Annotated in this window: 15 protein-coding genes; 5 read left to right on the top strand and 10 right to left on the bottom strand. The window is 72.6% G+C overall.

Going from position 1 to position 19,439, the window contains the following annotated elements:
* Positions 1 to 44 precede the first annotated feature (44 nt).
* Both ACZ51D_RS13040 and ACZ51D_RS13035 read right to left on the bottom strand, forming a co-directional pair.
* A complete protein-coding gene (locus ACZ51D_RS13040) occupies positions 45 to 1,880 on the bottom strand; it encodes an ABC transporter ATP-binding protein (RefSeq protein WP_465619683.1) in 1,836 nt (611 codons plus the stop codon).
* 188 nt (positions 1,881 to 2,068) lie between these two features.
* Positions 2,069 to 2,842: an SDR family NAD(P)-dependent oxidoreductase gene (locus tag ACZ51D_RS13035; RefSeq protein ID WP_465619681.1), complete on the bottom strand. Its 774-nt coding sequence runs from the start codon at positions 2,840 to 2,842 to the stop codon at positions 2,069 to 2,071.
* Between the two features lie 270 nt (positions 2,843 to 3,112).
* Here ACZ51D_RS13035 and ACZ51D_RS13030 point away from each other — a divergent pair, with 270 nt between their 5' ends.
* Complete coding sequence (locus tag ACZ51D_RS13030; protein WP_465662259.1) at positions 3,113 to 4,336, top strand: IS4 family transposase; 1,224 nt, start codon at positions 3,113 to 3,115, stop codon at positions 4,334 to 4,336.
* 174 nt (positions 4,337 to 4,510) lie between these two features.
* Here ACZ51D_RS13030 and ACZ51D_RS13025 read toward each other — a convergent pair whose 3' ends face one another.
* Complete coding sequence (locus tag ACZ51D_RS13025; RefSeq protein ID WP_465662361.1) at positions 4,511 to 5,173, bottom strand: LysE family translocator; 663 nt, start codon at positions 5,171 to 5,173, stop codon at positions 4,511 to 4,513.
* A gap of 123 nt (positions 5,174 to 5,296) precedes the next feature.
* On the opposite strand from ACZ51D_RS13025, the gene ACZ51D_RS13020 reads away from it, so the two are divergent.
* Positions 5,297 to 6,616: an aminotransferase-like domain-containing protein gene (locus tag ACZ51D_RS13020; RefSeq protein ID WP_465662360.1), complete on the top strand. Its 1,320-nt coding sequence runs from the start codon at positions 5,297 to 5,299 to the stop codon at positions 6,614 to 6,616.
* An 87-nt stretch (positions 6,617 to 6,703) separates the two neighbouring features.
* On the opposite strand, the gene ACZ51D_RS13015 is transcribed toward ACZ51D_RS13020, so the two are convergent.
* From ACZ51D_RS13015 to ACZ51D_RS13005, 3 genes are read right to left on the bottom strand one after another with little or no spacing between them, the layout of a single operon-like run.
* On the bottom strand, positions 6,704 to 7,609 hold the full coding sequence (locus ACZ51D_RS13015) for an SDR family oxidoreductase (protein WP_465620616.1): 906 nt from the start codon (positions 7,607 to 7,609) through the stop codon (positions 6,704 to 6,706).
* On the bottom strand, positions 7,606 to 8,685 hold the full coding sequence (locus tag ACZ51D_RS13010) for an alpha/beta fold hydrolase (RefSeq protein ID WP_465662257.1): 1,080 nt from the start codon (positions 8,683 to 8,685) through the stop codon (positions 7,606 to 7,608). The genes ACZ51D_RS13015 and ACZ51D_RS13010 overlap by 4 nt, the downstream gene beginning before the upstream one ends.
* On the bottom strand, positions 8,682 to 10,247 hold the full coding sequence (locus tag ACZ51D_RS13005; RefSeq protein WP_465662256.1) for a flavin-containing monooxygenase: 1,566 nt from the start codon (positions 10,245 to 10,247) through the stop codon (positions 8,682 to 8,684). The genes ACZ51D_RS13010 and ACZ51D_RS13005 overlap by 4 nt, the downstream gene beginning before the upstream one ends.
* A gap of 215 nt (positions 10,248 to 10,462) precedes the next feature.
* Here ACZ51D_RS13005 and ACZ51D_RS13000 point away from each other — a divergent pair, with 215 nt between their 5' ends.
* Positions 10,463 to 11,251, top strand: coding sequence for a MerR family transcriptional regulator (locus ACZ51D_RS13000; protein WP_465662254.1), 789 nt, complete (start codon positions 10,463 to 10,465; stop codon positions 11,249 to 11,251).
* A gap of 112 nt (positions 11,252 to 11,363) precedes the next feature.
* Positions 11,364 to 12,347: an ABC transporter substrate-binding protein gene (locus ACZ51D_RS12995; protein ID WP_465620622.1), complete on the top strand. Its 984-nt coding sequence runs from the start codon at positions 11,364 to 11,366 to the stop codon at positions 12,345 to 12,347.
* Between the two features lie 150 nt (positions 12,348 to 12,497).
* On the opposite strand, the gene ACZ51D_RS12990 is transcribed toward ACZ51D_RS12995, so the two are convergent.
* Entirely contained in the window at positions 12,498 to 13,166 is a 669-nt protein-coding gene (locus ACZ51D_RS12990) for an NADPH-dependent F420 reductase (RefSeq protein ID WP_465620624.1), read from the bottom strand.
* A gap of 114 nt (positions 13,167 to 13,280) precedes the next feature.
* On the opposite strand from ACZ51D_RS12990, the gene ACZ51D_RS12985 reads away from it, so the two are divergent.
* Positions 13,281 to 13,703, top strand: a complete 423-nt coding sequence (locus ACZ51D_RS12985; protein WP_465620625.1) for a winged helix-turn-helix transcriptional regulator — start codon at positions 13,281 to 13,283, stop codon at positions 13,701 to 13,703.
* 162 nt (positions 13,704 to 13,865) lie between these two features.
* Here ACZ51D_RS12985 and ACZ51D_RS12980 read toward each other — a convergent pair whose 3' ends face one another.
* The 3 genes from ACZ51D_RS12980 to ACZ51D_RS12970 form a co-directional block, all read right to left on the bottom strand.
* Positions 13,866 to 15,509 (bottom strand): M4 family metallopeptidase, encoded by a 1,644-nt coding sequence (locus ACZ51D_RS12980; protein ID WP_465662252.1) that lies wholly within the window; start codon positions 15,507 to 15,509, stop codon positions 13,866 to 13,868.
* A gap of 494 nt (positions 15,510 to 16,003) precedes the next feature.
* Positions 16,004 to 18,115, bottom strand: a complete 2,112-nt coding sequence (locus ACZ51D_RS12975) for a protein kinase domain-containing protein (RefSeq protein WP_465662250.1) — start codon at positions 18,113 to 18,115, stop codon at positions 16,004 to 16,006.
* Between the two features lie 124 nt (positions 18,116 to 18,239).
* Positions 18,240 to 19,229: an alpha/beta fold hydrolase gene (locus tag ACZ51D_RS12970; protein WP_465662358.1), complete on the bottom strand. Its 990-nt coding sequence runs from the start codon at positions 19,227 to 19,229 to the stop codon at positions 18,240 to 18,242.
* Positions 19,230 to 19,439 lie beyond the last annotated feature (210 nt).

The raw sequence follows: 19,439 nt of genomic DNA, 5'->3' as shown, positions 1-19,439 counted from the left end.
GGGTCCGAACGGGCAGGCCCAACCCCCGGGTCCGACTGGCGGGTTCAGGCGTGACCGAGGACGGGTTCCGGCAGGGCGGCCGCCTCCGGCGCTTCCCGGCGCAGCAGGGCCGCGTACCGGCCATCCAGCTCCACCAGCTGGTCGTGGGTGCCGAGTTCGACCACCTGGCCGTGGTCCAGGACGGCGATCTGGTCGGCGGCGCGGACGGTGGAGAGCCGGTGCGCGATGGTGATGGTGGTGCGGCCGGCGGCCAGGGTGTCGACGGCCTGCTGGACGGCGCGCTCGGTCCGGTTGTCGAGCGCGCTGGTGGCCTCGTCGAGGATGAGCACCGGCGGGTTGCGCAGGATCGTCCGGGCGAGCGCGAGGCGCTGCTTCTCGCCGCCGGAGAAGCGGTAGCCGCGCTCGCCGACCAGGGTGTCGTAGCCGTCGGGCAGGGCGGCGATGGTGTCGTGGACCTGTGCGGCCCGGGCGGCCTCGACCAGTTCGGCGTCGGTGGCGTCGGGCTTGGCGAAGCGCAGGTTCTCGGCGACGGAGGCGTGGAAGAGGTAGGTCTCCTGGGAGACGACGCCGACCGCGCGGGCCAGGGTGTCGAAGGAGAGTTCGCGCACGTCGACGCCGTCCAGGGTGACCCGGCCGCCGGTGACGTCGTACAGCCGCGGGACGAGGTAGCTGAGGGTGGTCTTGCCGGAGCCGGTCTCGCCGACCACGGCCAGTGAACTCCCGGCGGGGACCTTGAGGTCGAGGCCGGCGAGGGTCGGGCGCTCCTGCGCGGGGTCGTAGCGGAAGTCGACGTGCTCGAAGCGGACCTCGCCGCGGAGCTCGGGCAGCGTGACCGGGTCGGCCGGTTCGGCGATCTCCACCGGCAGGTCGAGGTACTCGAAGATGCGCTGGAAGAGCGCGAGCGAGGTCTGTACGTCCACGCCGGTGGACAGCAGGCTCACGGTGGGGCGGAAGAGGCCCTGCTGGAGGGTGACGAAGGCGATCAGGGTGCCGACCGAGACGATCGGCGCGCCGGCGGCGGAGGTCAGCCCGGCCGCCCAGTAGATCAGCGCGGGCATCGCGGCCATCACGATCTGGATGGTGTTCATCCGCCAGCGCCCGGCCATGCTGGCCCGGACCTCCAGGTCGGCGAGCTGGTCGGACTGCCCGGTGAACTCGCGGGCGAGCGAGTCGGAGCGGCCCATCGTGCGGCCGAGCAGGATGCCGCTGACCGAGAGCGACTCCTGGACCGCCGAGCTCATCGCGGCCAGTTGCTTCTGCCGCTCGGTGGTGATCTTCTTGCGTTCCTGGCCGACCCGGCGGCTGATCCAGACGAACAGCGGGAGCAGGACCAGGGAGACGACGGTGAGCCGCCAGTCGAGGGCGACCATGGCCACGACGGAGGCGACCACCGCGGTGAGGTTGGAGACCAGACTGGTCGCGGTGGAGGTCACCGTGGACTGCATGCCGCCGATGTCGTTGGCGATCCGGGACTGCACCTCGCCGGTGCGGGTGCGGGTGAAGAAGGCCAGCGACTGCCGCTGCAGGTGCCCGTAGACGGCGGTGCGCAGGTCGTGCATGACGCGCTGGCCGACGGTGGTGGAGATCAGCGTCTGCAGGACGTTGAAGATGCTGTTCACCACGGCGGTGAGGATCATCCCGAGCGCGAGCAGGCTGAGCAGCCCGGTGCGGCCCTGCGGGATGGCGGTGTCCAGGACGGCCTTCAGCAGGAACGGCGAGACCACCGAGACCACGGCGGATGCGGCGACCAGCAGCCCGACGGTGGTCAGGCGACCTCGGTACGGGCGGAAGAGCGCGAGGATGCGCCGCCACTGGGCCGGCGGGCGGGGCTCGCCCTCGGCGCGCTCGGGCGGGGTCCATCGGATGGTGGCTGGCCTCAAGGGCGGGCCTCCCTGGGTCGGCGGGTCGGACGGGGATCAATATAGGGAGGATAGCTCATAGTTAGACAAGCTAATAGTGAGATTCGCTCTATTCCCCGCCCGACCGCTCTGGCAGTCTTGGCAGCCGACCGCCCCGCCCGACCGCCCCGCTCGCCCCGACCGACCGACTCCTCGGACAGCTGCGGCCGTCAGTCGGTGCGGTAGGTGCGCGCCGCCTTCGAGGAGAGGCCGCCGAGCCCGCCGGACGGCAGCACCCGGGCGATCGCCACCGCGACCTTGTACCGCTTGCCCGGCACGGACAACGACCGGCCGCGGGCCAGGTCGCGCATCGCCTCGTCCACCACCCGCTCGGCGGAGAGCCAGGACCAGGACGGGATGTTGCCGGTGCCCATGCCGGCCCGCTCGTGGAACTCCGTCCGGGTGAAGCCCGGGCACAGCGCCATCATCCGCACGCCCGTGCCGCCCAGGTCACGCAGCACGCCCTGGGTGAAGCTGACCACCCAGGCCTTGCTCGCCCCGTACGTGCCGCGCGGCAGGAAGGCCGCCACCGAGGCAACGTTGACGATCGCGCCCCGCCGGCGCTCACGCATGCCGGGCAGCGCCGCCGTGGTCAGCCGCAGGATCGCCTCGATGTGCACCTTCAGCATGTCCAGCTCGTCCTGCAGCGGGACGGCCCCGAACGCGCCCTTGTTGCCGAAGCCGGCGTTGTTGATCAGAAGGTCCACCGGGCGGGCGGAGTCGGCGAGCCGGGCCTCGACGGCGCCGATGCCCGCGTCGGTCGCGAGGTCGGCGGTCAGCACCTCCGCCTCGACGCCGTACGTGCCGTGCAGGTCGGCGGCGGCGCGCTCCAGGCGCTCGGTGTCCCGCGCCACCAGGACGAGCTGGTAGCCGCTACGGGCGAGCCGGCGGGCGAACGCGGCTCCGATGCCGGCGGTCGCGCCGGTGATCATGGCTGTGGTCATACCCCCGACCGTACCGACTCGCCGCAACCGAGCCCACACCGAGCGCAACGCCCCTGCTCAGGGGGGTGCGGATGCAGACGATCGATCGTGCTCGGACGGTTCATCCAGGTCGGGTTCGAGGTGCTGCGGACCGCCTGTCGCCAGTCCCTGCCGTAAGGCCTGACCGTAACTCCCGGCCGTGACTCCCGGCCGCAAGGCCTGGCCGTACGGCCCCGCCAGTCCTAGGCCCAATGCCGGTGACTTTGTGGTCTGTGTGTCGTTGGTTGTGGTGTGGCGAGGGTGGGGCAGGTCAAGTCGTGTGCGGGTGAGCGGTTGTCGGATCGGATTGCGATCGGGGTGCTGACGCAGGCGTTTCCGCCGGGTCTGGTCGATGAGGTGATCGCTAAGACCGGGCGGGGTGAGAAGCGCAGTCGTCTGCTGCCGGCGCGGGTGGTGGTGTACTTCGTGCTGGCGATGTGTCTGTTCTTCGGGCAGGGCTACGAGGAGGTCGCCCGGCTGCTGGGCGAGGGGCTCGGGGACGGGCGGCGGTCGTGGCGGGTGCCCACGACCGCCGCGATCGGCCGGGCCCGCCGACGTTTGGGCGTCGAGCCGCTGAAGGTGCTGTTCGCGCGGGTCTGCCGCCCGCTGGCCGTGCCCAAGACGGCGGGTGCCTGGTACCGGCGGTGGCGCGTGGTGGCGGTGGACGGCACCTGCCTGGACCTGGCGGACACCGAGGCCAACACCGAGTTCTTCGGCCGACACGCGTCCGGCCGTGGGGCGAGTGCGTTTCCGCAGGCCAGGCTGGTCGGACTGGCCGAATGCGGCACCCACGCGATGTTCGGCGCGGCCGTCGGCCCGCTCTCGGCCAGTGAGCAGTCACTGTCCCGGCAGCTGTTCACCCGTCTGCAAGAGGGGATGCTGCTGCTGGCCGACCGGGGCTTCTACGGCTTCGAACTGTGGCAGGCCGCCCGGGCCAGCGGAGCGGACCTGCTGTGGCGGGTCCGCTCCAACGCCGCCCTACCGGTCGTGCGGGCCCTGGACGACGGCTCCTACCTCAGCACGGTCCACGCCGAACAGGACCGGAGGAGCCGCCGCAACCCCGTGCTCGTGCGGGTCGTGGAGTACACCCTGGCCCGCACCGGCGACCAGGCCGTCTACCGGCTGGTCACCACCATCCTCGACCCCGAACAGGCACCGGCCCGAGAGCTGGCCGCGCTCTACACCCAGCGATGGGAGATCGAGACCACACTGGACGAGATCAAGACCCACCAGCGCGGCCCCAAACTCGTCCTGCGCTCGAAGTACCCGTGGGGCGTCGAGCAGGAGATCTACGGGCTCCTCCTCGTCCACCATGCCGTCCGGCAGCTGATGCACCAGGCCGCCCTGCACGAGGGCCTGGACCCCGACCGGCTCTCCTTCACCCGCAGCCTGCGGGTCGTACGCCGCCAGGTCCCCGCCCAGGCGGCGCTTTCCCCCCGGCACACTCGCCCGCGCACTCACCCGAACCCTGGCTGAGATCAGCGAACGCCTCTTGCCACCACGGCGTAACCGATCATGCCCACGCGTCATCAAACGCAAGATGTCCAACTGGCCCCTCAAACGGGCCGAACACCGCGACTGGCCACCACCCGCTCCGGCCATCGTCACGATCGCCGGACCGGGCAGGACCTTAAATCACCGGCATTGGTCCTAGGCCACGACTGCCTTGGCGCGGTCGGCGGCGATGTGCACGGCGAGGCCGGCGAGGACGGTGCCCATCACGTAGCGCTGGATGCGCAGCCAGGCGGGGCGGCGGTTGAGGAAGGCGGCGATGCTGCCCGCGCTCATCGCGATCAGGCCGTTGACGGTGATCGCGATCGCGATCTGGGTCAGGCCCAGCAGCAGGCTCTGCAGGGCGACGTGGCCGCGCTCCGGTGCCACGAACTGGGGCAGCAGCGAGATGTACATGATCGCGATCTTGGGGTTGAGCAGGCAGGTCAGGAAGCCCATCGCGAAGAGGCGGCGCGGCGGGTCCGGCGGCAGCTCCTGCGGGGCGAAGACCGCCGTACCGCCCGGCTTGACCGCCTTCCAGGCCAGCCAGAGCAGGTAGCCGGCGCCGGCCAGCTTGATCGCGGTGTAGAGGGCGGGCACCACCGAGAACACCGCGGCCACCCCCGCCGTCACGGCGACGAGGTAGACCAGGAAGCCGGTCGCGACCCCGAGCAGCGAGATCAGCCCGGCGCGGCGGCCCTGCGCGATCGAGCGCGAGACCAGGTAGATCATGTTGGGTCCCGGCGACAGCACCATGCCCAGTGCCACGGCAGCGATGCCGAGCACGGCGTGGCCGTCCACGGCGGATGTCAACGCGTCCATGTGATCCAGGTGCAGGCGGTCCAGGTGGTCCATGCGAGGAGGCTAGGACGGGTGGACGGCTCAATGCAATGATGACTTTGCACTCGGTGCAATGATGGTCAGGGCATGAGGGGATCGACGCCGATGGACGACTACCGCCTGATCGCCGACCTGGTCGCCGCCGACATTGCGGGCGGACGGCTGCGGCCCGGCCAGCAGCTGCCCACCCAGCGCGCTTTCGCCCGCAGCCGGGGCATCGCCAACTCGACGGCGGGGCGGGTCTACCGGGAACTGGCCCGACGCGGCCTGACCGTCGGAGAGGTCGGGCGCGGGACCTTCGTCCGGGCCGGGCGCGGTGCGGACGGCGGCCTCGTCCCGCTCGCCGAGCCCACCGCCGCGCCCGTGGACCTGGAGCTCAACTACCCGGTCGTCCCCGGGCAGTCCGAACTGCTGGCGGGTGGACTGGCACCGCTGCTGCGCGCGGACGCGCTCGGGGAGGCTCTGCGGCCGATCGGCGCGGCCGGGACGGGCGCGGCGCGGCGGGCCTTCGCGGGTCTCCTGTCGACCGGTTCCCGGGAGTTCGACGCCGCGGACCTGCTGTTCGCGGGCAACGGGCGACAGGCCGTCGCAGGGGCGCTCTCCGCGCTGGTGCCGCCCGGGCAGCGGCTCGGGGTGGAGGCGCTGACCTATCCGGTGGTCAAGGCGGTGGCGGAACGGCTGGGCATCAGGCTGGTGCCGCTGGCGGTGGACGAGGACGGGCTGCTGCCGGACGCCGTCGCGGCCGCCCACCGGGCGGCGCCGCTGCGTGCCGTGTACCTGCAGCCCCGGCTGCAGAACCCGCTCGGAGTGAGCCTGCCGCGCGAGCGGGCGGTGGCGCTCGCGGAGGAGCTGCGACGGCTCGACCTGCCGGTGGTCGAGGACGCCATCTGGTCCTTCCTGCGACCCGAGCTGAAACCCCTGGCCGCGCTGGCACCGGAGCGCACCGTCCTGGTGGACAGCCTCTCCAAGCGGCTGGCCCCCGGGCTGACCACCGGGTTCGCGGTCGTGCCGGCCGCGCTGCGCGATCCGGTGGCGGGCACGCTGCGGTCGGGCGGGTGGACGCCGAGCGGGTTCGCGCTGGAGGCCGCGGTGCGCTGGATCGGGGACGGCACGCTGGCCGTGGTCGAGGCGGCGAAGCGGGCCGACGCGGCGGCCCGGCAGCTGCTGGCGCGCGAGGTGCTGGCGGGGCAGCGGCTGCGGGCCGATCCGTGCTCGTACTACCTGTGGTGGGAGCTGCCGGGGGCGTGGCGGGCGGAGACCTTCGTCGCGGCGGCCGCACGGGCCGGGGTCTCGGTCACGCCCGCGACGGCGTTCGCGGTGGATCCGCGGCGCTCGCCGTCCGCCGTCCGGGTCGGGCTCGCGTCGCCGCCGTTGCCGGTGCTGGCGCGGGCGCTGGAGACGCTGGCGCGGATTGCGAACAGCTGACAGATGACAGCTGACGGATTTCGAAATCTGTCAGCTGTCATCTGTCGACTGCCGTCCGCCAGCTGTCCTCTGTGACCCCGTCCGGGGTCAGCTGCCCGAGCCGCTGTGGCTCCCCCGGGCTGCCGTGTCCGCCGCACCTCCGGCGCCGACGGCGCGCAGGCGGCTCGCGGCGGTGGCCGCGAGCTGGGGGGCGAGCCGGGCGACGTCCCGGGAGCCGACCACCGCGATCAGGCTCGGCAGCACCCAGCGGACCGGCTGCATGCCGCGCAGCCAGGCCTGGGCGTAGACGTGGGCGGACCGGCGGGCGATCCCCGCGACGATCCGGTCCACCGCGGGCTCCAGCGGGTACGTCTTGTTCGCCGGCCACGGCAGCCGGGACCGCATCTGCTTCAGCACGGTGTCCTCGTCGGCGCCGCGCACCATGTCGGTGTCGGTCCAGCTCAGGTATCCGACGCCGACCTTCACCCCCTGGTGGGCGACCTCGGCGCGGATCGAGTGGGCGAAGGCCTCCACCCCGGCCTTGCTGGCGCAGTACGCGCTCATCAGCGGCGCCGGCGTCAGCGCGGCGAGCGAGGCGATCTGCAGCAGGTAGCCGCGGCTCTCGGTGAGCGCCGGCAGGAAGGCCCGCGCGGTGGCGACGCTGCCGAGCAGGTTCACCTCGATGACCCGGCTGAAGGCCCGGTGGTCGCTGTCCGTCAGCGGTCCGCCGATGGCGATCCCGGCGTTGGCGACGACCGTGTCGATCCGCCCGTAGTGCTCCTTGATCCGGCGGGCGGTGTCGTCGAGCGCGTCGAGGTCGGTGACGTCCACCTCCCAGCTGGTCGCGTCGGGCCCGCACTGGGTGGCGACGGCCTTCAGCTCCTCCGGCTCGAGCCCCAGCAGGGCGACCTTGGCTCCGCGCCGGGCGAGCTTGCGGGCCAGCGACGCGCCGACCCCGCGGGCGGCCCCGGTGACGACGACGACCTGCGCGGACAACGGCGGGATGGCGTTCATGCGACGGCGGTCCTTTCGTCGGTGGAGTCGCTGGTGGACTCCACAGTGGAGTCCGCGGTGGCGAGGGCAAGGGCGGAGTGGGCGAGGGAGACGGCGGTGTCCCCGGCGGGTTCTGCAGTGGAGTCGGCGGCTGCGGCCGGGACGGGATCAGCGCCGGCGGGCGCGCCGACCAGGTGCTCGGCGGCCATCCGGTGGATCTCGGCGGCGACCTCCGACGGCCGCTCCAGCGGCGACATGTGCCCGACCCCGGGCAGCAGCAACAGCCCCTGCGGATCCTTGAGTTCGGCGACCATCCGGTGTGCGTGCACCGGCGGGGTCAGCCGGTCGTTGGTGCCGACCACCACCGCCGTGGGCGCGGTGAGCCGGGCCAGCCCCGCGTGGACGTCCAGCCGGTCGAGCACCGCGGCCCAGTTGGCGCGGACGGCGGTCGGGCAGGCGTGCACGATCCGGGCCGTCGCCTCGACCTGACCGGCGGGCGAACTCGGCCCCATGGTCGCGTACTTGAGCGCCACCCGGCTGAGCGGCGAGACCGGTCCGAGCGGCATCCGGGAGCGCAGCAGCTGCCGGTGCAGGAAGCGGCGCAGGCCCGGGGAGCGAACGCCCGGGGGCAGGACGGTGAGCTCGGCCACCAACTCGCTCGGCCCGGTGGAGATCAGGACGGCGGCGGCGGTGCGCTCGGCGACGTCGGGGCGGCCACCGGCGGCCATGATGGTCATTCCGCCCATGCTGTGCCCGGCCAGGACGGCCCGCTCCCCCGCCGGGACGGTCCGGGCGAGCACGGCGGACAGGTCCTCGGCGAGCGCCCGGGTCGAGTAGCGGGCCCGGCTCGGCGGGATCTCGCTGTGTCCGTGGCCGCGCTGGTCGTAGACCACCACCCGGTAGCGGTCGGAGAGTTCGCGGATCACCGGGGCCCAGAAGGCGGTCGAACAGGTCCAGCCGTGCGCCAGCACCACGGTGGGAGCGCCGGGTTGGCCGTGCACCTCGACGTGCAGCCGGATGCCGTCCGCCGAGCGGACGCTCAACTCCTCGATGGGAACGGGTGGTTCGTACTCGGCAGGCAGATGGACGGAACTCACGCGGTGACCTCCTGGACGGTGCGGGCGGCAGTCGGCACCGCCCGCATGATCAGCTCGTATTCGCCGAGGTCCACCTTGCGGGTGGCGCGGCGGAACGAGGTGGTGGAGTCGGGCCAGAGCACCGTGTTCTTGCCGCTCGGGTCGAGGTACCAGCTGCGGCAGCCGCCGGTGGTCCAGACGGTGCGGTCCATCCGGTGCTGCAGTTCGAGGTTCCACTGCCGCTGGGCGCGCGCGGTCGGCTGCATGGCGGCGGCGCCGATCGAGCCGAGCGTGGTCAACGCGTCGATCATGTAGTTCAGTTGGGATTCGATCATGAGAATCATCGAGCTGTTGCCGAGGCCGGTGTTGGGCCCGATGACGAAGAAGAGGTTCGGGAAGCCGCGCACGGTCGAGCCGCGCAGCGCCTCCATGCCGTCCTTCCACTCCTCGGCCAGGCTGGTGCCGTCGACGCCGAACACCCGGTCCCCGATGGGCATGTCGGTGACGTGGAAGCCGGTGCCGAAGACGATGGCGTCCACCTCGTGCTCGCTGCCGTCGGCCGCGACCAGCGTGGAGCCGCGCAGTTCGCGCAGGCCGGAGGAGACGACCTCGGTGTTGGCCGCAGCGAGCGCCGGGTAGTAGGTGTTGCTGAGCAGGATGCGCTTGCAGCCGATCCGGTAGTCCGGGGTGAGCTTGGCGCGCAGCGCCGGGTCCTGGATGCCCTGGGCGATGTGGCGTTCGGCGAGCTGCTGGACCAGGCGCAGCATTCCGGGGCGGCGGACGAAGGCGTCGACCTGGAGCTCGCGGAGGGCGAACAGGGTGCCGCGGCGGATCGCCGCGGTGACCGGCAGGCGGCCGTGCAGCCACTTCTCCAGCTGGGTGATCTCGCGGTCGCGGCGCGGCAGGACCCAGGCCGGGGTGCGCTGGAAGACGGTCAGCTTGCCGACCTTGGGCTGGATCGACGGGATGATCTGGGCGGCGGAGGCGCCGGTGCCGACCATGGCGACGCGCTTGCCGGTCAGGTCGAAGTCGTGGTCCCAGCGCGAGGAGTGGAACACCTTGCCGGTGAAGCCGCTCAGCCCGGGCAGGTCGGGGATCTGCGGGTCGGCGAGCGGTCCGGCGGCGGAGACGACAGCGTCGGCGGTCCACTGACCGGCCGAGGTGGTGATCCGCCAGCGGGTCTCGTCGCTCTCCCAACGCGCCTCCAGCACCTCGGTGTTGAACCGCAGGTGGGGGCGGAGACCGAAGACGGTGGCGACCTTCTCCAGGTAGGCGCGGATGTCCGGCTGGCCGGAGAAGCTGCGCGGCCAGTCGGGGTTGGGGGCGAAGGAGAAGGAGTAGAGGTGCGAGGGCACGTCGCAGGCGCAGCCGGGGTAGCTGTTGTCGCGCCAGGTGCCGCCGACGGAGTCCGCGCGTTCCAGGACCACGAAGTCGGTGATCCCGGCGCGGCGCAGCCGGACCGCGGCGCCGAGGCCGCCGAAGCCGGAGCCGATCACCGCCACCCGGACGTGCGGTACGGCCCGGTCCGGCACCGCGGACGTCTCGGACGCGCCGGATCGGGGGCGCTTGCTGCTGGATGCCATGCGGCCTCCTCCTGAGGGTGGGGCGGTGATCGTCGCGCTCTCCGGGGGGCTTGCCCCGGAACCCTGCCAATCGCGCCAGTAATCACTGGCATGGTTGGCAGGGTAGCCCTTGCTGACACCGGATGGAAGAAGCGCGACAGCCCCGGTTCCGGGAGTCTTCCGGGTTCCGGGAGCTTCCCTTCCGCGTTCCGGGAGCCTTTCCGGCCGACGGACCTATGCTGATCGCCGTGGACAAGGTCAGAGCTGCTGCGGGCGACAGAAAACGCGAGTACCGGGTGGAGGAACTGGCCGAAGCGGCCGGCATCACCACCCGCACCCTGCGCTTCTACCGCGAGCGCAAACTGCTCCAACCGCCCCGCAAGGAGGGCCGGATCGCCTGGTACGGCGAGGAGCACCTGGCCCGGCTGCGGATGATCGGCGAACTGCTGGAACGCGGCCACACCCTCGGCGGCATCGTCGAACTGATCGGCGCCGGCGAGAGCGGCCGGGACGTCGCGGACCTCATCGGACTGGAGGCGGCGATCGTCGCACCCTGGTCGGACGAGGCCCCGGTACGTCTGGACTGGGAGGAACTGAAGGCCGCCTTCGGAGACCAGCTCACCGAGGAGAACACCGCCGAATCGATCGCCCAGGGCTACATCACCGTCGAGGAGGACGGGATCACCCACGTCAGCCGCCGCCTGATGGACGCCACCACCGAGCTGGTGGCGGAGGGCGTGCCGCTCTCGGCGGTGCTGGACGCCAGCCGGCGCACCCGGGAACACGTGGACGCCATCGCCGAGATCTTCATCGAGGTCGTCAGCGAGCACCTGCTCAGCGCACTGTCCGCCGACACCCCGCTGCCACCCGGCGAGGCGGCCCGGCTCACCGAACGCATCCTGCGGGTGCGGCCACTCGCCCGGACCGTCGCCGACGCCCAGTTCGCCCTCGCCATGGACCGCCGGGTGCACGCCGAGTACGACGAACTGCTGCGCCAGCGACGGGAGAACGGCTCCGAGGCGTAGCGGGCCGCGGCGGTTCCGAGGTGCAGGCGGGCCGGCGCGGTTCCGAGGCGTACCCGGGCTGCTGTGCGGGCAGGGATTCCCGCGCCCTGCCCGTACGTCGGAGGTGCCGTCGATGCCCAGACCCCTCAGCCGCCGCGCCGTACTCGGCCTCGTCGCCGGGCTCCCCCCGGGCCTGACGCTCGCCGCCTGCACCTCCGACTCACCTGCCCCGGCAGCCGGTTCGTCCGGCAGCGGCGGCACCAGGACCGTCCGGCACGCACGCGGCGAGAGCACCGTACCGGCGCGGGCGGCTCGGGTGGTGGCGCTGGACACCGACGCCCTGGACTCGGTGGTCACCCTCGGTCTCGTCCCGGTCGGCGCCACCACCGTCAGCGCCGGCGCACCCTTCCCGACCTACCTCCCCGCTGACCGGCTGACCGGGACGAAGGCCGTCGGCGCCATCGGCCAGCCCAGCCTGGAGGCGATCGCGGCGCTGCGGCCGGACCTGATCCTGAGCAACCAGGTCCGCGACGACAAGCGGTACGACGAGCTGTCCAAGATCGCACCGACCGTGCTCTCCAAGACCACCGGACCGACCTGGAAGGAGAACGCCCGGCTGCACGCGGAGGCGCTGGGCCGCCAGGCCGAGGCCGAGGCTGCGGACACCGCGTACCGGACGAAGCTGCGGGACCTGGTCACCGCACTCGGCGGACCGGCCAAGGCCGCCGCCACCCGGGTCGAGATGGCCCGCTTCCTGGCGGGCGCGCCGACCAGGCTGTACCTCAACGACACCTTCGTCGGCTCACTGTTCAAGGACCTCGGGCTCGGTCGACCCGCCAACCAGGACAAGCCCGGCTTCTCGATCGAGATCAGCCCGGAGCAGGTCGACCAGGCGGCGGCCGACGTCATCTTCTACTCGGTGTACGGGGACGCGGACAAGTCCGACGTGGGCAGGGTCACCGCGGGCGCGCTGTGGAAGAACCTGGATGCCGTCCGGAACGGCCGGGTGTTCCAGGTGGTCGACAGCCTGTGGATGCTCGGCATCGGCTACACCGGCGCGGGGCTGATCCTGGACGGGATCCGCGCGGGCCTCACCCAGGGCTCGGCGAACAGGTGACGGCGGACAGGCGACAGATAACAGACAACAGCTGACAGCGGACAGATGTTGAAATCTGTCCGCTGTCAGCTGTCATCCCGCCGCCCCTCCGCCCCCGGCCGTACCGCGACGGCCGCAGGTTCTGGGGGCCACGGCGGCCTGCCGGCCCTGCTAGCCCTCGTCGTCGGTCGCTCCCGGCGCCAGGGCCGGCGACGGGAAGACCCGGCGCGCCTCGCCGCCCGACCACCAGACGCCGATCGCGAAGACGGCCGTCGCCTCCAGCAGTCCGGCCCGGTCGAGCCCGCCGCAGTGCACCGGCAGGCAGCCCATGGAAGCCACCAGGTCGGCGACCAGCGCGGCGGCCACCGGGTCGTCCGCGCAGTACGGGACGCCGAGCGGGGTGCCGCCCTCGAAAGCGGGCCGCGGCAGGGTCCAGATGCTCTCGTGGCAGATGCCGAACACCTTGGCCACCCGGGCCGCCGGAGCCGTCGAGGCGAGCCGCGCGGCGATGGAGTCGGCGGTTCCCGTCGTGGTCAGGTGCGGGCCGTCCGCGCCCGGGGCCATCGGCACGGTGCAGTCCAGGAGGGTCCGCCCGGCCAGTTCGGCCGCCAGCGGGGCGACCACCGCCACCGCCGCCGCGGCCGGTACCGCGACCAGTACGGCCTCCCCGAACCTCGCTGCCTGCGCCGGGTCGCCGCCGTCCACCGCGCCCATCGCTGCAGCCAGTTGCTTCGCCGCCTCCGGGTCGCGACCGCCCACCAGTACCTCGTGCCCGGCCCGCACCCAGGCCCCACCGAGGGCCGCCGCCATGGCGCCCGTCCCCAGAATGCCGATCCGCATGTCCACTCCTCGCCATCGGTGCCCGACCGCAGTCGGTGCGAACTTCCGTACCCGGCACGCTAGGCGGCCCGATGCACACCGCCCGGTACGCATCGGTTCGGGCAGGATGGCCGCATGGACACCACGAGCCGCAGCGGCGAGATCGAGAAGGGGGACGGCGAGGAGGCCGACGACCTGGGCGGCGGCGCCTTCGCGGCCGACTGCCGCGCCCGGCTGGCCTTCGAGGTGATCGCCAACCGCTGGGACAGCGTTGTCGTCTACGTCCTCGGCGAGCGGGGACCGATGCGCCCGCGGGCGCTGCTCGACCGGATCGGCGGGATCAGCCCGAAGGTCCTCAACGAGGCGCTACGGCGACTGGAGTACAACGGCCTGGTGGAGCACCGCCGTTACGCCGAGGCCCCGCCACGGGTCGACTACGCCCTCACCGAGGCGGGCGCGGCCCTGCTCGGCCCGATCCGCGCACTCGGCTCCTGGGCCGTCGAGCACGGCGACGCCGTCCTCGCCGCGCAGGAGCTGCACGACATCGGCCGGTCCTGACGTGTCGTCAAACGGCAAGAAGCGGCGGGGGCGACGGTGGTCCGCACCCCGTCGCCCCCGCCGCCCATGGCCCTTCCGGCCGGCACCCACGGCCCGGCAGGGCCTCGGTTTCGCCCGAGTCAGGTCAACCCGACTCGATCAGTCCGACCCGGTCGCCCCACCTCAGTTGACGTTGACCGCCGTCCAGGTGGCGGCGACGGCGTTGTACTCCGTGCTGCCCGCGCCGTACAGGTCGGTCGCCGCGCTGAGGGTGGCCGCACGGGCCGCTGCGTAGTCGGTGGTGGACGTGAAGTACGTGGTCAGCGCCTTGTACCAGATCTGCGCGGCCTTGTCCCGGCCGATGCCGGCGAGCGTCGAGTTGTCGTACGTCGGGCTGTTGTAGTTGAACCCGTTGATGCTCTTCGCGCCGCTGCCCTCGGACAGCAGGTAGAAGAAGTGGTTGGCCACGCCGGACGAGTAGTGGACGTCCAGGTTGCCGACGTTGGCGTCCCAGTAGTCGGCGGACTGACCGTCCCTGCTCGGCTGGTCCATGTAGCGCAGCGGGCTGCCGTCGCCGTTCAGGTTGATCAGTTCGCCGACCCAGTAGTTCGGGGGGTTGGAGGGCAGGTTGGCGTAGAACTCGACCATCGTGCCCATGATGTCGGAGGTGGCCTCGTTGAGGCCGCCGGACTCGCCCGCGTAGTTGAGGTTGGCGGTCGCGGCGGTCACGCCGTGGGTCATCTCGTGGCCGGCCACGTCGAGTTCGGTGAGCGGGGCGGCGTCGCCGCTGCCGTCGCCGTACGACATGCAGAAGCAGTCGTCGCTCCAGAACGCGTTGACGTAGTTGGAGCCGTAGTGCACCCGGCTGAGGGCGCCGACGCCGTCGTTGCGGATGCCGTTGCGGCTGAAGGTGTTCTTGTAGAAGTCCCAGGTGGTGGCGGCGCCGAACTGGGCGTCCACGGCGGCGGATTCGCGGTTGGCGGCGGTGCCGTCACCGAAGGTGTCGGTGGTGTTGGCGAACAGCGAGCCGCTGCCCGAGGTGCCGTTGCTCATGTCGGTGGTGGACTGGCCGCCACGGGTGCCGTCCTTGAGCTGGTACTGCCCGCCGCTCTCCGCGGTGGTCAGCGCGACCTGGCCGACGAAGACGCCCTTGCCGGTGCCGGCGGCGGTCTGCACCTTCTCGTGGGTGGACAGCACCTGGCCGCTCGCCGCGTCGGTGACCAGGACCTGGCTGCTCGGGGTGCCGTCGGCGCGCACGCCTTCGACGGTGGTGCGGTAGGCGAGGCGGGGGTTGCCGTCGGTGGCCCAGACCACCAGTTGGGCCTTGCCGGTCTGGTGGACGTCGGCCAGCGGCGACTGGTCGGCGTCGAGGGTCGCCCCGACGGTGGCCTTGACCGCGCCGGTGGCCTGTGCGGCGGCCTGGTCGGCCGGGACCTTCGGGGTGACGCTCGGCAGGTCGATCCGCGCGGAGACCGCCTTGGAGACCGACTTCACGGCACCGTCGGCCTTCTGGTGGACGACCAGGTCGCCGCCGATCACCGGCAGGCCGGCGTAGGTGCGCTCGAAGCGCAGGTGACGGGTGCCGTCCTTGTCCACCACGGCGTCCTTGGCGACCAGTTGCTCCTTGTCGCCGAGGCCGAGCGCCTTGGCGAGCGGGCCGGCTTGGCCGCTCGCCACCGCGAGCACGGTCGCGTGCTGCTGGGCGGCCTGGGCCTGCGGCGAGGGCGAGGAGGCGGGGGCGGCCTGGGCGGCGGTGCTCACCTGGATCACACCGGTCAGCAGGGCGGTGGCCGAGAGTACGGCGACAGCCGCGAGCTTTCGCTTCACGTGGGAGTCCTTCCGGGAAACCGCGTCTGGGCGCGGTCACGCCACGTCCCGGGGGCCGGGTCGGCACCTGTGGGGCGGAACGGGCGCTGACGTGCTGAAATCCCGTGCAGTCGAGCGGCTCGCCACCAAGGGTGGGGGTGGGGGCTACCGCTGGGGATGACCACAAGCATGACAATCCAACAGATGAAATGACAGGTCTGCCTCAAGGATTGGCCAGGTCCCGCCACGGGGTAAAGGGTGTTCAAGTGGCAGGCGAATCGGGGCGATTCACCGCATCCTGCGATTCGTTTCCACTCGAACCATGTCCGACCGCCTGCGCGGCAGCCCTTCGCCCGCCGAACGGCCGTCCGGCGGGCGGATTCGATCGACCTGCGATCGACTTTTACATCTGTGTAGAACTTTCCACACGGTCCCTTGACACCCGGGTGGCGAGGGTCCGCCACCCCGCACCCTTGTCCGCGCGCCTGACGACTGCTAGGACTCCCCGGACGCCTTCACTGGAGCCGCCACTCCTGGGCCGTATTGCCGGGGGTACAGGTCACCATGGTGACCGCGTTGCCCGGACCGTTGTTGGTCATGCAGACCGAGTTCATGTAGTCGGCCAGCGTGTACGAGCCCGCGGTGGAGCCGTTGCGGACGGTCCAGTTGGTGAGGTAGCTGAACCCGTTGCTCAACGCGACCTTCCCGTCCGTGGTCTGGACGAGCTGCGGGCCGCCGTTGTTGCAGGCGTTGAAGAGGATCCACGAGCCGGGGTTGGTCGACCGCACCCAGCCGTACTGCGCGGCACCGCCGAGCACGATCGGGTTGTCGCCGTTCAGGTTGTCGTCGCGCATCCCGATCGAACGGCCGTCCTTGACGCTGACGATGGTGCTCCAGCTGTTGCCGCCGCAGGACGGGGGCCGGCTCGGGCTCTGCGGGGCCGCGGTGGTGCCGCCGCCCGTGGTCTGGGCCGGCGGCTGCGGGTTCTGGTTGGCAGGCGGGGCGGGCGGGTTGGCACCGCCGCCGGGCTGGTTCGCCTGGCCGCTACCGGACCCGTTGCCGGACGTGCCACCGGACCCGTTGCCACCGGCCCCGTTGCCGGAGGTACCACCGCCGGAGGCCGTGCCCGCACCGCCGGCCCGGCTGCCGCCCGAGGCGCCGCCGGCGTTTCCGGCCTGGCCCGGAACCGGGACGGGGGCCTGCTGCTGGTTCGGGGTGCCGGGCGCCGGCTGGTCGGGGGTCGGGGTGGCCGCCGGGGCGTCGGTCGGCGGCGGAGTGGCGGGCCCGGTGGTGGTCGCGGCGGCCGGGCTGCCGGTGACCGGGTTCGCGGAGACGGTGACCACGACCGTCGGCTGGGCGGCGGGCGGCACGGCCGCACCGGAGTCGCCGGGGCTGCGGTCGACCAACAGGGCGGTGGCGGTGCCCATCGAGATGACGACGGGGATGATCACGGGCACCAGCAGGGCGCGCCGGGACCGGCGCTTGCCGGGCTCGGTCTGCGCCTGCGACTGCACCTTCGCGACCTCGTCCGGCGAAGGGGTGTCACGCATGGCGGGAGTGACCACGGCGCCGGCCTTCGCCGACCCGCCCTTGGCCGACCCGCCCTTGGCCGGGTCGCCCTTGTCCGACGCGCCCTTGTCCGGCTCGCCCTTGTCCGGCTCGCCCGCGGGCGTCTCTCGCTCGGCTCGTTCCTTGGCTGCCGCCTCGGCTTCTCGCTTGGCCTCCCCCTCTGCCGCCGAGCCGGTGCCGGACCGGAGGGCGATCGTCCGGCTGTCGCCCGTGGCGCTCCCGGATCCGACGCCGCCGAGCGCCGCGCGGGCCGCGGCCGCCATCGCGGCGGCGTCCGCGAACCGCTCCTCGGGCTTCTTGGCCAACGCCCTGGCGACCAGCACCCGGACCGCCGCAGGGAAGGCCTCCGGCAGCTCCGGCACCGGCTGGTTGACGTGCTTGAGCGCGATCTGCAGCGGCCCGTCACCGGAGTACGGCGGCTTGCCCACCAGCAGTTCGTAGCAGACCACGCCGATCGAGTAGAGGTCGGTGGCCGGCCCGAGGGGCAATCCCTCGGCCTGCTCCGGGGACATGTAGAGCGCGGTGCCGATGATCGCGAACGGGGCGGTGAGCTTGGTGCTGGCGATCGCCCGGGCGATGCCGAAGTCGGTGACGGCCACCCGGCCGTCGGTACGCACCATCAGGTTGGACGGCTTGATGTCCCGGTGCACGATGTCCCGCCGGTGCGCGGCGTGCAGCGCGTCCAGGGCGCCGGCCACCAGGCCGAGGGCGCGCTTCACGGTCATCGGGCCGGTGTCCTCGAGCACCTGGTCCAGCGGACGGCCGTCGATCAGCTCCATGACGATGTAGGCGCAGCGCTCGTCACCGTCCGCACCGCTCTCGCCGTAGTCGTGGACGTGCACGACGCCGGGGTGGTCGATCGCGGCGACCAGCTGGGCCTCCCGGCGGAAGCGCTGGGCGGCGGTGCCGTCCTCGAACAGCTCCGAGCGGAGGATCTTGACCGCCACCTGTCGCGCCAGCACGGTGTCCTCGGCCCGCCAGACCGAGCCCATCGCGCCGCCGCCGATCTTCTCGACCAGCCTGTACCGCCCGCCGAGCACGGTGCCCGCCCCGCTCATGCCCCTGTCCCCCCGTGTGTCGTGACCCTCCCCGACGGGTCGTCGGCACACAGTGTGCCAGAGCGTGTCGTGTCCTCAGCCGCTCGGATGTGCAAAGGAATTGAGCACAACTGCCAGAGCCTTGTCAGACCTTCCGGATGTATCGGGCGTGGTCGGACACCTCCAGCGCGGCCGCGATGACCGCCCTGGGCCGGTCGGCGTGGACGGCATGACCGGCGCCGCGCACCACGATGTGCGTTCCCCTGATGGCACCGGACGCGATCTGCGACTGCAGGGCGGTCCACCGGGAGCGCAGCACCCCGGGCAGCCCCTCGGTCGCGCTCAGCACGGCCACCGGCACCTCGGGCAGCCGCGCCGTGGAGCGGCGGCGCCGGATCTCGGGGGCGGCGACGGTCGTCAGCCGGTTCTCGGCGAGGACGGTCCACCGCTGGTGGTGGTGCGCGACCACGGCCGCCTCGGCCCGGGCGATCGGATCCGCCGCTCCGGGCGAGGAGGGCGCCAGCGCCGCACGGAGCAGCCACATCCGGTTCAGCGCGGCTTCGGCGACGCGGATGGCCGGCGGCTGGAACTCCTCGTGCGCCGGGTCCACCAGGACCAGCCCGGCCACCAGCTCCGGCCGCTGCCAGGCGAGGAGTTGGGCCAGCTGGCCGCCCCAGCTGTGGCCGACCAGGACCGTCGGCCCTGCGTCCAGGTGCCGCACCAGGGCGGCGAGGTCCTCGAGCTGACCGTCCAGGGTCGGAGCTGCGGCCCGGGCCACGGCCAGGCCGGTGGCGCGCCCTGTGGCGCCACCTGTCGCACCGCCTGTCGCGCGGCCTGTCGCGCGGTGGGGCTCGCTGGCGCCGAGTCCGGCCCGGTCGTACGCCACCACCCGCCCGTGCCGGGCGAGTTCGGGCAGGACGGGCGTCCAGGTGAGCGACGGGGTGCCGCAGCCTGCGATCAGGACCACCGGCGCGCCGCCGCCCTGCCCGGCCTCGACCCAGCGCAACGCCCTTCCGCCGCGGTCGAGTTCGCCCGGCCGCACCCCGCCGGGCGTGCACTCGGCGAATGCCCGCGCGATGGTGTCCTGGACGCTCCGCAGGCCCGGCCCGCTCTGCGTCCCCCGCTTGCCTTGCATGATGTGCACGTACGGCCCCCTGGATCCGTCGCTCGGTCCCGTTCCCCCGATGCCCGCGGTCGTTACCCCGATGCCCAGCGCGACGCGACCCGACTCCTCGTCAGGCACCCGACGTTGCCCGCCGGTCCGCTCCGACGCCCGAACTCCGTCGGTCCGGGCAATGAACCGGAGGCCAACAGATCGGGCGCGGACCGTGCCGGCGGGGCCGGA

Source organism: Kitasatospora sp. NPDC033851, from assembly GCF_055576085.1.
The sequence above is the reverse complement of the archived record's forward strand: the minus strand, read 5'-3'. Positions and strand labels throughout refer to the sequence as shown.

Bases quoted from the DNA above. Each gene is read 5' to 3' on its own strand.
- ACZ51D_RS13035 (WP_465619681.1), bottom strand. From the start codon at position 2,842: ATGACCACAGCCATGATCACCGGCGCGACCGCCGGCATCGGAGCCGCG.
- ACZ51D_RS13025 (WP_465662361.1), bottom strand. From the start codon at position 5,173: ATGGACGCGTTGACATCCGCCGTGGACGGCCACGCCGTGCTCGGCATC.
- ACZ51D_RS13020 (WP_465662360.1), top strand. From the start codon at position 5,297: ATGGACGACTACCGCCTGATCGCCGACCTGGTCGCCGCCGACATTGCG.
- ACZ51D_RS13015 (WP_465620616.1), bottom strand. From the start codon at position 7,609: ATGAACGCCATCCCGCCGTTGTCCGCGCAGGTCGTCGTCGTCACCGGG.
- ACZ51D_RS13005 (WP_465662256.1), bottom strand. From the start codon at position 10,247: ATGGCATCCAGCAGCAAGCGCCCCCGATCCGGCGCGTCCGAGACGTCC.
- ACZ51D_RS13000 (WP_465662254.1), top strand. From the start codon at position 10,463: ATGCTGATCGCCGTGGACAAGGTCAGAGCTGCTGCGGGCGACAGAAAA.
- ACZ51D_RS12995 (WP_465620622.1), top strand. From the start codon at position 11,364: ATGCCCAGACCCCTCAGCCGCCGCGCCGTACTCGGCCTCGTCGCCGGG.
- ACZ51D_RS12990 (WP_465620624.1), bottom strand. From the start codon at position 13,166: ATGCGGATCGGCATTCTGGGGACGGGCGCCATGGCGGCGGCCCTCGGT.
- ACZ51D_RS12985 (WP_465620625.1), top strand. From the start codon at position 13,281: ATGGACACCACGAGCCGCAGCGGCGAGATCGAGAAGGGGGACGGCGAG.
- ACZ51D_RS12975 (WP_465662250.1), bottom strand. From the start codon at position 18,115: ATGAGCGGGGCGGGCACCGTGCTCGGCGGGCGGTACAGGCTGGTCGAG.
- ACZ51D_RS12970 (WP_465662358.1), bottom strand. From the start codon at position 19,229: ATGCAAGGCAAGCGGGGGACGCAGAGCGGGCCGGGCCTGCGGAGCGTC.